At 34.5% G+C, this 15,304-nt stretch carries 14 protein-coding genes, 2 tRNA genes and 1 pseudogene; 9 read left to right on the top strand and 8 right to left on the bottom strand.

Annotated features, from left to right (window positions below; all coding sequences use genetic code 11):
* Positions 1-57 precede the first annotated feature (57 nt).
* On the bottom strand, positions 58-435 hold the full coding sequence (gene rnpA, locus AAGE00_RS06265) for a ribonuclease P protein component (RefSeq protein WP_081439702.1): 378 nt from the start codon (positions 433-435) through the stop codon (positions 58-60).
* Positions 419-553: a 50S ribosomal protein L34 gene (gene rpmH / locus AAGE00_RS06260; protein ID WP_080600798.1), complete on the bottom strand. Its 135-nt coding sequence runs from the start codon at positions 551-553 to the stop codon at positions 419-421. Before rpmH ends, rnpA begins: the two co-directional genes overlap by 17 nt.
* A 107-nt stretch (positions 554-660) precedes the next feature.
* On the opposite strand from rpmH, the gene pstC reads away from it, so the two are divergent.
* The 3 genes from pstC to AAGE00_RS06245 all read left to right on the top strand — a co-directional run bounded on the left by pstC (position 661) and on the right by AAGE00_RS06245 (position 3,629).
* Complete coding sequence (pstC, locus tag AAGE00_RS06255) at positions 661-1,749, top strand: phosphate ABC transporter permease subunit PstC (RefSeq protein WP_012482001.1); 1,089 nt, start codon at positions 661-663, stop codon at positions 1,747-1,749.
* Between the two features lie 96 nt (positions 1,750-1,845).
* Positions 1,846-3,282, top strand: coding sequence for a F0F1 ATP synthase subunit beta (atpD, locus tag AAGE00_RS06250; protein ID WP_213863920.1), 1,437 nt, complete (start codon positions 1,846-1,848; stop codon positions 3,280-3,282).
* Between the two features lie 5 nt (positions 3,283-3,287).
* Positions 3,288-3,629, top strand: coding sequence for a F0F1 ATP synthase subunit epsilon (locus tag AAGE00_RS06245; RefSeq protein WP_213863919.1), 342 nt, complete (start codon positions 3,288-3,290; stop codon positions 3,627-3,629).
* Positions 3,630-3,758: 129 nt separating this feature from the next.
* On the opposite strand, the gene AAGE00_RS06240 is transcribed toward AAGE00_RS06245, so the two are convergent.
* From AAGE00_RS06240 to AAGE00_RS06225, 4 genes and pseudogenes are all read right to left on the bottom strand, one after another.
* Positions 3,759-4,850 (bottom strand): hypothetical protein, encoded by a 1,092-nt coding sequence (locus AAGE00_RS06240; RefSeq protein ID WP_250147221.1) that lies wholly within the window; start codon positions 4,848-4,850, stop codon positions 3,759-3,761.
* Positions 4,851-4,901: 51 nt separating this feature from the next.
* Positions 4,902-6,449, bottom strand: coding sequence for a group II intron reverse transcriptase/maturase (gene ltrA, locus AAGE00_RS06235; protein WP_341815213.1), 1,548 nt, complete (start codon positions 6,447-6,449; stop codon positions 4,902-4,904).
* 8 nt (positions 6,450-6,457) lie between these two features.
* Positions 6,458-6,724 (bottom strand): hypothetical protein, encoded by a 267-nt coding sequence (locus AAGE00_RS06230; protein ID WP_341815212.1) that lies wholly within the window; start codon positions 6,722-6,724, stop codon positions 6,458-6,460.
* A gap of 361 nt (positions 6,725-7,085) precedes the next feature.
* Positions 7,086-9,008: pseudogene (locus AAGE00_RS06225) on the bottom strand (hypothetical protein); the annotation flags it as partial.
* Between the two features lie 409 nt (positions 9,009-9,417).
* On the opposite strand from AAGE00_RS06225, the gene fsa reads away from it, so the two are divergent.
* A complete protein-coding gene (fsa, locus tag AAGE00_RS06220) occupies positions 9,418-10,062 on the top strand; it encodes a fructose-6-phosphate aldolase (RefSeq protein WP_007302527.1) in 645 nt (214 codons plus the stop codon).
* A 774-nt stretch (positions 10,063-10,836) separates the two neighbouring features.
* Here the strand turns inward: fsa and AAGE00_RS06215 are convergent.
* Positions 10,837-11,304: a hypothetical protein gene (locus AAGE00_RS06215; protein WP_010407187.1), complete on the bottom strand. Its 468-nt coding sequence runs from the start codon at positions 11,302-11,304 to the stop codon at positions 10,837-10,839.
* A 132-nt stretch (positions 11,305-11,436) separates the two neighbouring features.
* Positions 11,437-12,153, bottom strand: coding sequence for an SDR family NAD(P)-dependent oxidoreductase (locus AAGE00_RS06210; protein WP_007302529.1), 717 nt, complete (start codon positions 12,151-12,153; stop codon positions 11,437-11,439).
* Between the two features lie 202 nt (positions 12,154-12,355).
* On the opposite strand from AAGE00_RS06210, the gene carA reads away from it, so the two are divergent.
* The 5 genes from carA to rpsJ all read left to right on the top strand — a co-directional run bounded on the left by carA (position 12,356) and on the right by rpsJ (position 15,296).
* Positions 12,356-13,444 carry a glutamine-hydrolyzing carbamoyl-phosphate synthase small subunit gene (gene carA / locus AAGE00_RS06205; RefSeq protein WP_052265062.1) on the top strand — a complete coding sequence of 363 codons (1,089 nt, stop codon included), beginning with the start codon at positions 12,356-12,358 and terminating at the stop codon, positions 13,442-13,444.
* Between the two features lie 109 nt (positions 13,445-13,553).
* Positions 13,554-13,635: transfer RNA gene (locus tag AAGE00_RS06200), tRNA-Tyr, on the top strand.
* Between the two features lie 4 nt (positions 13,636-13,639).
* Positions 13,640-13,710, top strand: a tRNA-Gly gene (locus tag AAGE00_RS06195).
* Between the two features lie 78 nt (positions 13,711-13,788).
* Positions 13,789-14,961: an elongation factor Tu gene (gene tuf, locus AAGE00_RS06190; RefSeq protein WP_007301992.1), complete on the top strand. Its 1,173-nt coding sequence runs from the start codon at positions 13,789-13,791 to the stop codon at positions 14,959-14,961.
* Positions 14,962-14,975: 14 nt separating this feature from the next.
* The gene (rpsJ, locus tag AAGE00_RS06185; protein ID WP_012482004.1) at positions 14,976-15,296 is read left to right on the top strand and encodes a 30S ribosomal protein S10; all 321 of its coding nucleotides are present in this window, start codon (positions 14,976-14,978) and stop codon (positions 15,294-15,296) included.
* The last annotated feature ends 8 nt before the right edge of the window (positions 15,297-15,304 follow it).

The following is a 15,304-nucleotide window of genomic DNA, read 5'->3' as shown; positions in this document are numbered from 1 at the left end:
TTAATTTATTTTAAAAACCTCACTTATCTTATCATAAAAAATATAGCTGTAAATACTTTAGTGAAAATTCCTTCTTATTTTATCTTTCTTTAAGCAAATATTGAGGTCTTTTTGTAAATTTTTATAGCCTGCTTGCATAATGTTTTGATGGGTTAGTATTATGTAATAGTATCCTACATTACTTATATTAGAAATGCTAACTTTAGCTAGCATTCGTAATTGCCTTTTTATTTTATTTCTTTTTGCTGCTTTTCCGACTTTTTTACTGATAGCCAGACCTACTCTAATAACATGAATATACTTTTCAGGTTCTCTTTCTTTTATAGCATATAGTGATATATATACCCCTCGATAAAAAAGACTGTAAGATGCTAATCTGTTTTTAAAAGCAAAGGAAAACTCTTTTTTTTTATGCTTACTATGCGCATAATTTATTACACCCTAATGAGCGACGCTTATTAAGAATTTTTCTTCCAGCTTTTGTTGACATACGTGAACGAAATCCATGTTTGTGCTTTTTTTTAAAATTTTTTGGTTGAAATGTTCTTTTCATTGTTTTTATATTAATATGACTATTTATTTTAAACTATTTTGCTCTATTGTCAAATAATGGTCAACTTCTGTGGCATTCTTGTTGAATAAAATTTGATATATGGAAAAATGAATTTAATTATAGGCGTACTTGTTTTACTAGTCCTTTTATTTTGTTTGAGTAAGTTTCAAGCAGTAAGTAAAGTTAAGTCTTATATATATTTGAGTTGTATGTGGATGCTACCTTGTTTGTTAGCATTCTATGATGGTTATTTTATAACTTCTATTTCTATAGCGTTACTTTTTTTTATGCTGATTTTTATCCTTAAAGGTAAAAGAAATAAGATGGTAAAATTTTTGTTATTTATGGCTTTAGCAATATCACTTTTTATCACTTTATTTATAATGCTATCTATTTTTGTTCAGTCCATTTCTTTTTTTAATAAAGTAGCTATTTCAGAATTCTTATTTTGCTTAAAATGGAAGCATAATGTAGCTATTATTGGTGAAGGAGAGGTGGGGTGTTTTGGTATAGCGCCACTTTTAGTGGGGACATTACTTATAACTATTGTAGCAATGTTAGTTGCGGTGCCGCTTGGTTTATTTTCTGCAATATATATTAGTGAGTATGCGAGTGAAAAAGTGCGTTATGTTATTAATACAGCCTTACAGGTTTTGTCTGCTATTCCTACTGTTGTATATGGATACTTCTCAGTTATATTTTTGTCTTTTTTTATAAAGCAGGTAGCAAATTTTTTTAATTTAAGTATACACTCAGAAAGTGCTTTGATTGCTGGTTTATCGATCGGGGTAATGATTCTTCCTTTTATTATTTCTTTGCTTGAAGATGCTATAAGATCTGTTCCAAAAAGTTTACGTTATGGTTTTATGGCGCTTGGCGCAACACCAGCGGAAACTATATGGCATATAACAATACCTTATGCAATGCCTACAATTTTAAGTGCAATTTTATTATCAATTTCAAGAGTAATAGGTGAAACAATGATTGTACTAATGGCTGTGGGAATCAATGCAAATTTGACCTTTAATCCTCTCAATTCAGTTACTACTATCACTGTACAAATTGCTACATTACTTACCGGAGATCAGGATTTCAATAGTGTGCAAACTCTTGCTGCTTATGCGCTTAGTTTGGTGCTGTTTGTTATTACTTGGCTATTGAATGCATTTGCATTGTTTATAATGAAACGTAACTAGTAAGTGTTTTAATATTGCAAAATTTCTGTTAATAATATAAGATTTATTTTCTTTAGAAGTTCTTTTATAGAATTGTAGTGTTAGGTGATGAAAGAGATGAGTACAGGTAAAGTAGTTAAAATAACTCAAGCAGTTGTTGATTTAAAATTTGAAGACGGGTTGCCTAAGATATTTAATGCTTTAAAAAGCAAACTAAAATATAAGGGCAAGGAGCTAGTTTTAGAGGTTTCACAGCATATAGGTGACAATATAGTTCGTTGCATTGCTATGGATAGCACAGATGGTATGTCAAGAGGTGATGAGTTTGTTGATACAGGTGCACCAATATCAGTTCCGGTTGGACGCTCAACTTTAGGAAGGATTTTTAATGTTGTAGGGGAGCTTATAGATGAGTGTGGTCCGCTAAAAGGAAAGTATGATTTAGAACCTATACATAGATCACCTCCAAGCTTTACTGAGCAGAAGATACAGGAAGAAGTTTTAGTTACAGGAATAAAGGTTATAGATCTTCTTGCTCCTTATCTTAAAGGAGGAAAAATTGGCTTATTTGGTGGAGCTGGTGTTGGTAAAACAGTTCTGATAATGGAGCTGATTAACAACATAGCAAAAGCTCATAAAGGATTTTCTGTGTTTGCTGGAGTAGGAGAGAGAACGCGTGAAGGTAATGATCTTTATAACGAGATGATTACTTCGAATGTAATAGATATAAATGAGCACGAAAAATCTCAAGCCGTTTTGGTTTATGGTCAAATGAATGAACCTCCTGGAGCAAGGGCTAGGGTTGCTTTAACAGCACTAACTATGGCGGAGTATTTTCGTGATCATGAAAATCAAGATGTTCTATTTTTTGTAGATAATATCTTCCGTTTTACTCAAGCTGGCTCTGAAATTTCTGCTTTGCTTGGAAGAATACCGTCGGCTGTTGGTTATCAGCCAACTCTTGCGACTGATATGGGCGCTATGCAAGAGAGAATAGCCTCAACTACTGCTGGTTCTATTACTTCTGTACAGGCTATATATGTTCCTGCAGACGATTTGACCGATCCAGCTCCAGCAACGACATTCTCTCATCTTGATGCCACTACAGTATTGTCAAGGCAGATAGCTGAAATGGGTATATATCCTGCTGTTGATCCACTTGAATCAACTTCTCAGTCTTTATCTGCTGAAATCATTGGTGAAGAGCATTATAATGTGGCTTCTGAAGTGAAACGTATATTGCAAACTTATAAGTCGCTGCAAGATATTATCGCAATACTTGGTATGGATGAACTATCTGATGAAGATAAAATTATTGTTGATAGAGCTCGTAAAATTCAGAAGTTTCTTTCTCAACCTTTTCATGTTGCGGAGGTATTTACTGGCATGTCTGGCAAATTTGTTTCACTTTCTGATACTATTTCTAGTTTTAAAGGAATTATTGAAGGTAAATATGATCACCTGCCAGAAGCTGCTTTTTATATGGTGGGAAGTATAAGTGAAGCAATAGAAAAGGCTGAATCAATAAAAGCTGAAGTTGGAGCCGGACATTAAAGATTATGAACACTTTTAAGGTGCAATTTTTTTCTCCTGATAATCGAATTTCATTCGATGAAGTGGTTTCGCTTTCAGTGAATGGGCTTGAAGGAGAGCTAGTGATTTTAGCTTACCATTCTCTTTACTTAATTTATTTATTGCCTGGTATAATTACTGCTCAAATGAGTAACCAGACAAAGGAAAAAGTTGTAATTGATAATGGTATATTAGAGGTTGCAAATAATAATTGTAGCATTATAACGAATCAAATTCAGGTTTTTGATCATTTGACTCATGATGAGGAATCATTAAAAGATAAGAGAGTTGGTATATATTTAAGTTATCTTGATGTCAAATCTCTTTAGGGCTCTTTTTTGTTAAAGAAATAAGTCTACTCTTGTCATCTCAATGTTTGTCGTTCAAGTAGCTGACACACAACTCGGATGACAAGAGGGGCTACTTGAATAAAGAAGCCGCTGGTCTCATGTGCATCTTTAAACATTTTCACGCTGACTTTGGCTACACACCTTTGAGGGACTGCTGATGAAGTCTAGAAGTGAATTACAACAATCATCATCACTATAAAATGCACTATCAGAGCTTGAAGATCTAGATTTTCTTTCTGCATTATCAACTTCCCCTACAAGCTGATCAGATATTTTTGCACGATTGTTCAAAGGTTCCTGTTGAGAAATCTCTGTACTTAACATTTCTACTTGGTTATTTAGATGTTGCTCTTTACCGTTTAGCTCTTCTCTTTCTCCCGTTATTCTTTCAATTTCCATATCTTTAATCTTTTCTTTCAATATTTCAATCTCATTCTCATACTCTTCAAACTTTGGTTCTATAAATGAACGGTATTGATCCATTATTTCTTCTTCCATCTCCTGCCGTAACTGTTCTCTTTGCCTCTCAATTTGCTCATCTTTAGTCTCTAGCTCTCCCTCTGACGATTTAAAATCCCACTTTTCATCCCACTCTAGCTCACTTACCTCTTGTTCATCAGATTCTAAATGTGCGTTATGCTCACTTTGCAAATTTTGCATTTGAGGTTTTAAATTCGTTAAACGTTCATCCTGCCGTAACTGTTCTTCTTGACTCTTAATCTGCTTATTTTTAAGCTCTACCTCGTTCTTTAACTCTTCATATTTCCACTTTAGCTGATCTACCTCTTGTTTATAAGATTCCAGATTTGTGTTGTACTTATAATCTAAGCATTGAATTGTAGATTTTAAATTCTGTATATCTTTCCAATTTTCATCTAATATATCTCCTGCTTCCTCTTCCGCTTTTTTAAACTGTTTCAATTTATCTTCCAGTTTTTCATTTTTTGCATTAGCAATTGTTAACTTTTTCTCTAGATCTTTCTTTCCTTCATTTGCACTTTCAAGTTCTTGTATTTTCTCTTGCAGCTCTGTTGATATATTTTCTAGCTTCTCATCTTTTTGTGTTAGTCCAATTTGCAATTTTACGTTTTTTTGCTTTTCTTCTTCAAGTTTATTCTGTAAATCACTATTGGTCAGGTAAGGAAGCAGTATTACTACTACTCCCTCCCTTAGAAACGCAGCATGCAGGTTTCCCCACACTACGCTTGAGCCCCTTATCTAAGTTCTTCTTTTGTCGAACCGGCTTGTCTTTCATAAATCCTCAGAATACATCAACTTTAGTGGTGACACTAACAGTAGAGAACCTTCTCTTGAAAAGGAGCTTGCCAACATTCTTGTTCGTTTTACTCTCTCATCAAAATACTTTTTCCATTTTAAGTCAAGGGGATTTGCATCCGCTCTGATTTTAACATGTCGTCTGATAGGTATATCAATCAGCTTAAGCAGTCTTAAATACCGTATCTCTTTTGGTTTGTTCTTGCATGTGGGTGCAGCAAAGACCCATTGTCGTTGACCCATTACTTTGAAGTAACGATTCTTTATCCAACGTAATCCTTTACGAGGATGTCTTTTCTTTGCCCATTTCCATAAACTATGCCAAATTTCATTGTCGATCTTTCTAAACGCTTTTTTAGCACACACATGGTGATAGTAATTTCCCCATCCTCTCAGTAGAGAGTTGAGTGACTTAATTACTATAGCCTGAGTGTTCGCTATATTTGCTTTTATCAATGTACGTGCTTTATTCAGAAGTCTTTTAATACTTTCTTTCGAAGGTTGAATAATTAACTTCTTATTATATCTACGTACATTACAACCAAGAAAGTCAAACCCTGTTGTGATAGATGTAATCTTTGTCTTCTCTTCTGACAGAATTAAACCTCGCTCATGAAGAAAAGATGACACTAAAGGCTTAACTTCATTTTCCAGTACTTCATGTGTGAAACCTGAAATAATAAAGTCGTCTGCGTACCTGATTACATTCACTCCACTTCTGATTTTTTCTCTTCTTTTGCTACCTAATTTACCAAAGCGACTTTCTAATAACTGTTCAAGACCATCTAAGGTAAAGTTAGCTAGTATTGGAGAAATTATACTTCCTTGCGGAGTGCCAGCAGTTGTGGGATACAGAGTTTTCGATTCTAGGAAACCAGCTTTTAACCATCTATGAAGAATTTTCTTCTCCATAGGAATATGCTTCATGAGCCATTCATGGTTAATGTTATCAAAACAACCTTTGATATCACCTTCGAGTATCCATTGTAGTTGATTACGACTTGCCAGTAATAAGTGGCAAGCCACAGTAGCGTCTGCGCAGGATCTTTTAGGTCTAAAGCCATAGGAGTGACGGTCGCTGATTGTTTCAGATACTGGCTCCAGGGCAAACAGATATAATGCTTGCATCGCTCTATCTTTTATCGTGGGTATACCAAGAGGCCTTCTTTTGCCATTAGATTTACTGATATAAATTCGTTTGAGCGGAGAAGGTTTATATCCTCTTTGTTTTAACAGCTTTATTCCTTGAAATTTAGCATTGCAAGTTGACCATAGTTGACGATCTACACCTGATGTGGTTTTTCCTTGGTTTTCAGTTACTCTCTTAACAGCCAAAGCTTTTCCGCTAAAAGAGCGTGTGAGAAGATGTTGTAAAGCTTTTACCTTACCCCATCTTCCTTCTTGGACAGCCTTAACAATACGTCTTTGTAGCCTCACAATAACTTTCTGGCATTTCTTCCATGGCAATTGCTTCCATGCTTCAAAGCTTTCGGTAGATGCACTTACAGGTTTACTTGTAATCATCTGCTTTCCTACCTTAAGTGGTTAACAAAGTTTCTTGTCACGAGGGACCAAATGGAAGTCTGCTCGTTTTCACGCGAATTAATGTTACAAATTCTATCCATTTCGTTACAAAATGGCATTCGCTTTCTCCATTCTCCTTTACCTGCACTTCCATCAGCATTCCTTGCGTTTTGCTTGCCATGTAGGCGAAAATACAGGCTTACCCTGTTTCTCCAGTCATACAACAGTGGGTTAGGTGGCTTCTCTATACCGGTGGAGTTATTATTTGCGTACATCTAGAAATGAAAAATGTAACTTATCCACATTACCTTTTGGTCAGAGCTTATCAGCATCTTTAGCTCCTTAATCATTACGATACTTATGAAGCTTCACTTACGTTCACCATACCACTAAGCCTAGCCCTCCAACCACATGATGCTTGCAGTTTATGCCCCTCTCACGATTGAGCATCTTCTTTTTCAAGAGGAGGTTCATTGTCCGCATCGCTTGGCACCAACCGGTTGCCCGATTCGCACTGATGCGTAGACTCAGATGGCAAAACATCTGGTTTAATAAGTTTTAGAATCCTTTCAGTTTCTTTCTGGAGGAATTCCTCTCCTTTTAAACAATATGACCGAAGACTTTCAGGTCGCACCACTTCTCTAATTCTTCAATTTCTTGCTTAGCCTCCATGAGTTCCTGTTCTGATTTTTTTTGCTTTATTATGCAATTACTTAACAGCTGGTCTAATTCCTCTTGCAATTTTCTTACCTCACTTGTCAACTCTTCTTTTTCTGCATTAGCAACTTCCAGCCTCTTCTTTAGATCTTCTTTTTCTTCTTCATACACACTCTCAAGTTTTTGCGCTCTTTCTTCCAGCTCTGTTGACATATTTGCTAGCTTTTCATTTTTTTGTGTCAGTTCAGCTTGCAATTTTGCATTTTTTTGCTTTTCCTCTCCAAGTTCATTCTGTAAATCACTATTATGCTTTTCAAATTCTTGCTCAGCCTTGTCGAGCCTATATTTTAAATTCGTTAAGCGCTCATTCTCTTCGATCATTATACGTTCTGCTTGCTCGCTCTCTATCTGCAATGTATCTTCCAGTTTCTTATTTTTTACATTGGCAACTTCCAGCTTTTTCTTCAGGTCTTTCTTTTCTTCATATGCACCTTCAAGTTCTTGCGCTCTTTCTTGCAGCTCTGTTGACATATTTGCTAGTTTTTCATCTTTTTGTGTCAGTTCAGTTTGTAATTTTGCATTTTTTTGCTTTTCTTCTCCAAGTTTATTCTGTAAATCACTATTATGCTTTTTTAACTCTTCAAATTTTTGCTCAGCATCTTCGAGTCTACATTGTAAGTTGTTTCTCTGCTGATTTAACTCTCTAATTTCTTGCTTTTCTTCTCCAAGTTCATTCTGTAAGTCACTATTGTGCTTTTCTAACTCTTCAAGTTCTTGTTCAGCCTTGTCGAACCTATATCGTAATTCGTTCCTCTGCTCATTTAATTCTCTAATTTCTTGTTCAGCTTTTGTAAGCTTTTGATCTAGTTGTTGTGAGTTAACTTCTGTTTGCGCTGCAGCTTCTTGCAAATTAACTTCTGTCTGAGTTTCAGTTTCTTGAGAGCCAATTCCTGTTTGAGTCTTAACGTGTTGCACAGAGACCTCTGTTTGAGTTTCAGTGTGCTGTGAATTAACTTCTGTTTGAGTTGCAATTGCCTGAGTTGCAATCTGCTGTGGATTAACCTCTGATACATTGTTGCTAGTGAAAGAAAGAATAGGATTGCTTTTAGCATCATTTTCAAGATCTTTCATCTTTTCGTCTTGATTGATTACGATATGTTCGTTATTTTGCAGATTACTAACAGCCGGTGCAATGTTAGCATTTTTGTTCTTTTTCAATAATGCTTTTACAGCATCATGTAGAGAGAGGTCTTGAATATATAATTCCTCATTTTGTCTTATTAATTCCCAAAACTCCTCAGGTGGCGATTCAAAATCTTTACCATTAAACTGTAGTACTTTAGTTATACCAGAATTACTTACATTCATAACCATAGTACAGGTAAAAGTTTTCCCATCCTTGTCCTGCACAGGCCAAGTGCTTGTCATTTCATAATATGCACCCTCTTTAAATTCATAATGTCTTTCCTTACCTTTTCGGTAAGCGTATATGTCATGCTTTTTATTGCAATAAATATTCAATGTGCTAATATCCCTTTCTTGCTGTAAGATATCACTAATTCTTATTGGCTCACTTCTATTGTAATTAATAAGATTAATGTTTAACACTTTATCAGAATTGTTAGTTTCTACATAAAAAGCTCGAAGGTCTATGTCTTTGTCTCTAAAATACTTACTTACAGCTTTTTTTGCCTGATTTGCTAATTCTATAAAGTTTTTTTTAAAGCTCTTGTTGAAAGATAGATCTATATATGCTTGCTTAAAATTTTCATCATTTGTCAAATCCATGAGCAAGTCATAAATCTCCCATTTGTCCTGATAGTATTCTTCTAAAACAGTAATGCTATTTTTTCTTTTCAGTTCTGCTAATATGTTTTTCAATGTCAGGAAATTTGTTGACATAGTATACCCCCTATTACTATTGTTTTGATAATATATTTACTTTGGGAGTGATTAACTCCTTTTGTATTAACCTTTTTAGTTGAATTTAATTGCGAGCGTTAAACTAGATCTTAGTCATTTTGTTTATTGTTCCCCACTATCTATTTGTGTTACTATACTAATAGTAGCACTAAGTTTTAGGCTATGCAAGAATTTCTATTGAACGTAAAGCTAGTAAACTTCAGAAATTGGTTATGCTAATTTTGTTAATAAAATGCAACCAATTAAGGAAAGCGCTATACTGTGTCTCAGTGCAATATTTTCTTTCCTAACGGACTGAAAATTGAGTTGAGTTAAAAATCCGATTTTATTTAATACTTTTCAAAGATGACAATATTTTGTAAAAATAGGTTTTTAATAGGACAATAATATGGAAATTTTTCTTGATAGTGTTGATTTGAATGAAATTAAGGAGCTAAAAGAGTTCATTGATGGTATAACAACTAATCCTTCTTTAATAGCAAAATCTGGACATAAAGATAAGTACGAAGATTTAGTAAGCGAAATATGTTCTATTATAAAAGGACCTGTTAGTGTTGAAGTTGTTGCAGATAGCCATGAAGATATGGTTAAGGAAGGCCTTAAGTTAGCGAAAATCGCTAGTAATATCGTAGTAAAGTTACCCCTTACACATGAAGGATTAATTTCTTGTAAAAAGTTGTGGACAGAACATAAAATACCTGCTAATATCACATTATGTTTTTCTCCTGGACAAGCACTGTTTGCCGCTAAGGCCGGTGCTTGTTTTATTTCTCCCTTTGTTGGTCGCCTTGATGATATAAGCTATGATGGCTTATCGCTAATAGAAGATATATGCACTATATATTCTAATTATAATTTTAAGACAAAAGTTCTTGTTGCATCAGTAAGAAGTCCAGCACATGTAATAGAAGCTGCACGGCTTGGTGCTCATTCAATTACTGTGCCAGCAAAAATACTTAGACAGTTAATTAATCATCCACTTACTGATCAAGGGCTCGCAATATTTGAAAAAGACTGGGGCGTAAAACAATAAATGACATTGCTAAAAAAGACATAAAAACACAATAATTTATATAAAAAGGACATAGGTACCATCTGTCCTTTAAAGACATGTAGGTCAATGATATGCGTAATTCAGTGTTTTAAACATGATAGTCCTCCACTAATAAAAAAGATTGAGAAAAATGTATACAGCTACGACCGAAGTATAGCAAAAATATATTTTAACTGAAGATTATAGATTAATTGAATTGAAAAGTCTGCAGACGAAGATAGATTCCGAGCTCTAGAACACCTTAACTGTGCATGGTAACAAAACTATTAGAGTTTGTCAAGTAATTTTTTATCGTAATTTTACGAACGTGCCATGCCAGTAATTATATCTAGTTAAATTTGTAAAGTAATACAGTGTTTTCGATAGTTATAAAAAAGCTGGATTTCAGTACTGGAGTAACATTTTGGAAATTGGGATGAAAAGAGGGAAAGTACTGGTTTGAAATTAAGTTTTCTGGATTCCAGTGCTGGAATGACAAGAGAGGAGCTCCAGGTACAGCTGTTACCTATAGAATGGCAGTACTAGAATGATAACAAACTGAATGACATATTTAATCTCTATACAGATGTACATCACGCACCGATTTCCATTCAAGGTAATGTCATTCCAGCACTGGAATCCAGTTAGATTTGCGAGTATAAAAGTAATACAACATTTTTGATGATGGAAGCCATTACTAGGATAACAAGAAAGGAAGTGCTGATTTCAGTGTTTATACGTTAGCCATGCATCTAAAAATTTATAAACAAAAGATTACACTTCACAACTTTGTGATGGAATAAGTTTTTCAATGCTGTTGACGCAAAACTCAGTTGTATTATTAGCTATTTCATCGAATTTATCATTTATATCCTTACCTATTTTTTCATCTTTAATATATTCATACAGAGCTAAAATAGCTATAGTTGAACATATTGCGATGAAACCAACTTTTGCTGTAATAAGTAATGATATCCCACCTGCAAGTATGGACACTGCTCCAATAGCTAGGTTTATAATTTTATTTTGTGTTGATTGATTCTCTTTATCCTCTAAAACGTTTGATATTGCTTTTGAGGCAATTTTTATTGCTATTGCTGTAGTTGAGATTATAACAAACATCATAGCTATTTTTGCTAAGAGAAAAATTGATGGTAGCATTATTACAAGAAACAGTGAAGCACCTCCTATAAATAACCATTTCTCATTTATTTTTTTAGACTGATCTGTATTATTAGGCATTGCAACCCTCCACTTTCATTAACAGTTTATTCATATAATATGAAACATGCGATAGTCAAGATGTTTTTGTGTGGAGAAGCTTGCGATTGAGTTTTGAAGAGCTTTAGCTTTACAAGATGGTAGATTTGGTGATTATCGTAAGATTCTTGCAGTCATTTTAGTGGGAAGAATTTGTAAAATATGAAAAAATAACCGCCAGAAAATTGGAAACGCTATAACTTTCTTTCCTTTAAATATACTTTTTAAAATATATGCTGCAGCTTTTTCTGGCTCCCATATGAAGGGAAGTGGTTTATTAGACTTAAACATATCTGTTTTTACTGGCCCTGGCATTATGGTGATAAACTTTGTGCTACTGTTAGAATATTGGATTTTTAGTGATTGAAAACAACTTTTTAGTGCTGCTTTGCTGGCACAGTATGCAGAAGCATGTGGTGTTGCATGCATAGCAACAAGAGAAGATATAACCGCAAAAGTTGCCAAGGAATTATGATGAATCCATTCTTCAATCCAGTTGATAACTCCAAAATAATTGGTTTCAAATGTTTTTCTATGAATGTTGGTATGAAACTTATCTTCTATTTCGCCACATCCTGCATTAAGAAAAAAGAGATTTGGTATAATATTTTGCTTTTTTAAAAAATCAGACGAGTTTTTAATATTTTCACTTTTGCTTACATCACATGTTATAGGTAAAAAATTACTACCTAATTCTTCTTTTAATTTTTCCAGTTTTTCAGTGCGCCTTGCAATGCCAACCACAAACCATCGATCTTTAATGAGCAACCGTGCTAGACTTTCTCCAATGCCAGATGATGCTCCTGTAATGAGACAAGTTTTTCTATCCATGTGAATTTATATAACATGAAGTATGAATGTAATGACTATTGCCTATTCACACAAGTTAAGTTTGCTATAATTTTCCTAAATAATAAAAAAAGAAAGCTACTTATAATTTTGAATTTTATATAAACTTAAAGGGAAATTTAGTATTTGCTTACTTGTAATTTAAAATTCTTATATAATATTTTAAATGAGTTGAGAGAATTAAATGCAGGATGCAGCTTTAGTTTTACAAGATGGCAAGTACTTTTTGGGAAAATCGGTAGGTAAAAGAGGCAAATGTATAGGTGAAGTTTGTTTTACCACTGGTATGACAGGTTATCAGCATACTATAACAGATCCTTCTTTTGCTGATCAAATAATAGCGTTCACTTTTCCTCATATTGGTAATGTTGGAATAAATCACAAAGATAATGAAGGAGAAAAAGTTTTTGCAAGTGGTGTGGTTATGCGTGAACTTTCTCCTATGTCTCACTCTTCTTCATATATTAGTTTAAATGATTGGTTGGAGAAAAATAATGTAGTTGGGATATCGGGAATTGATACTAGAGCTTTGACGAGATATTTGAGAAAACATGGATCTCAAAATGGAATGATATGTCCGTCAAGTGAGGTACATATATTAGATGAATTGAAGAAATACAAATCTGTAAATGGAATAGAAATAACTAAGAAAGTCAGTTTAAGTAATAACTTTCAAAGCGTTCTTAATGCAAAATATAGGGTTGTAATTGTTGATTTCGGTGTAAAAAATAGTATAATCTCACGCTTAGTAGAACTTGATTGTACGGTTGAATTAGTCAAACCAGATACAGGTTTTGCTCACAAAATATTAAGCATGAATCCAGATGGTATAGTGCTTTCAAATGGCCCTGGTGATCCACAAGAGATAGGAGAGAGTGTAACTTCAGAAATAGAAATTATTGTGAAATCTAAAATACCAGTTTTTGGCATATGCCTGGGCCATCAATTACTTGCAGTTACTTTGGGAGCAAAGACTGTCAAGATGGATATTGGTCATCGAGGGAGTAATCATCCAGTTTATGATCTGGAGAGTAAAAAAGTTGAGATAACTAGCCAAAATCATGGTTTTGTTGTTGATTCAGCTTCTCTTCCAAGTAACGTTGAAGTTACTCATATTTCTCTATTTGATAATAGTGTAGAGGGGATAATGATGAAGGATTACCCAGTCTTTTCTACTCAATACCATCCAGAAGAAGCGCCAGGTACACATGATTCACATTACTTATTTGGGCGTTTTATTGACAATATTTTGTTATATAAAAGTAAAATCTAACTGAAATCAGTTAGATTAGCTTTTATTACTTGATCTTTTGGATTTGGATGTTTAATATTAGGAATAATAAAACTTAAGTTAAGGTAGTGTTCTCTTAACAGATTTTTGTGGAGGAGTGACCGAGTGGTTAAAGGTAACAGACTGTAAATCTGTCCGCATTGCGTACGTAGGTTCGAATCCTACCTCCTCCATTGTGCGGGTATAGCTCAATGGTAGAGCTCTAGCCTTCCAAGCTAGTGACGTGGGTTCGATTCCCACTATCCGCTCTTTTTTTTGTTGTATTTATATAAAATCAACATATTATTTGTTGATGTATTTGTATTTTAGGTAGAAGAGTTAAAATTATGACAGCGATAGTAGAAGCATTTGGAAAGCCGCATGTAAACGTGGGAACGATAGGACATGTGGATCATGGGAAGACAACGTTAACAGCGGCGATAACAAAGCATTATGGTAATTTTGTAGCATATGATCAAATAGATAAAGCGCCAGAAGAAAGAAAGAGAGGTATAACAATAGCAACAGCGCATGTTGAATATCAAACAGAAAAGAGACACTATGCACACGTTGATTGCCCTGGACATGCTGATTATGTAAAGAATATGATAGTAGGTGCAGCACAGATGGATGCAGCGATATTGGTAGTGTCAGGGGTTGATGGGCCGATGCCACAAACGAGAGAGCATATATTGCTGGCAAAACAGGTGGGTGTTGGATATATCGTGGTATATATAAATAAAGCTGATGTTGCTGATGCTGATATGATAGATTTGGTAGAGATGGAAGTGAGAGAGTTGCTGAGTAAGTATGGATTTCCAGGTGATGAAGTGCCTATGATAGTTGGGTCTGCGTTAAAAGCATTAGAGGATGATAGTAGTGAGTATGGAAAGAAATCAATAGATAAATTGATGGAGAAGTTAGATGAGTATGTGGCAGTACCTCCAAGGCCTATAGATTTGCCGTTTTTGTTGCCAATAGAAGATGTATTTTCAATATCGGGCCGAGGTACGGTAGTAACAGGAAGAATAGAGAAGGGGGAGATAAAGACAGGGGATGAGATAGAGATAATAGGTCTGAAAGCGACGCAAAAGACGATATGTACTGGTGTTGAGATGTTTAAGAAGTTGCTAGATAAGGGAAGTGCAGGACTCAATGTAGGAATACTACTAAGAGGAACAAAGAGAGAAGAAGTGGAGAGAGGGCAAGTATTGGCAAAACCAGGGACAATAACCCCGCATAAGAAATTTAATGCGGAGGTGTATATATTGAAGAAAGAAGAAGGAGGAAGGCATACACCATTTTTTGGAAATTATCAGCCACAGTTTTATTTAAGGACAACGGATGTAACTGGGAGCATAAAATTGCTAGATGGAAAGGAGATGGTAATGCCAGGGGACAATGTAAGTATAGAAGTGGAGTTGCAAGTACCAATAGCAATGGATAAAGGATTACGTTTTGCGATAAGAGAAGGTGGTAGAACTGTTGGTTCTGGCGTTGTTTCGGAAATTTTAGAATGAGTATAATAACTAAGATGAAGCAAGATATATATATTAGAATCAAAGCTTTCGATTGTTCTTTGTTGGAAAAGTGTATTCGCGAGTTTATTGATCAATTAAAGCAGTTTAATGCAGATTTATCTGGTCCGATTGCGTTGCCAAGAAAAGATTCTAAATTTACTGTTAATAGGTCTCCTCATGTTGATAAAAAATCTCGTGAGCAATTTGAAATGAGAATTTCTAAGCGGTTAATTATTGTACATAATCCTACTTCTACTATGATGAAGATGCTTGCAGATTTATCTTTTTCTGCTGGTGTAGAAGTGGATTTAAAGGTTAAGGAAGTCAATATTTAGGAAAAGGA

Origin of the sequence: Wolbachia endosymbiont (group B) of Aricia artaxerxes (genome assembly GCF_964026975.1) — a bacterium.
GTDB lineage: Bacteria > Pseudomonadota > Alphaproteobacteria > Rickettsiales > Anaplasmataceae > Wolbachia.
The sequence above is the reverse complement of the archived record's forward strand: the minus strand, read 5'-3'. Positions and strand labels throughout refer to the sequence as shown.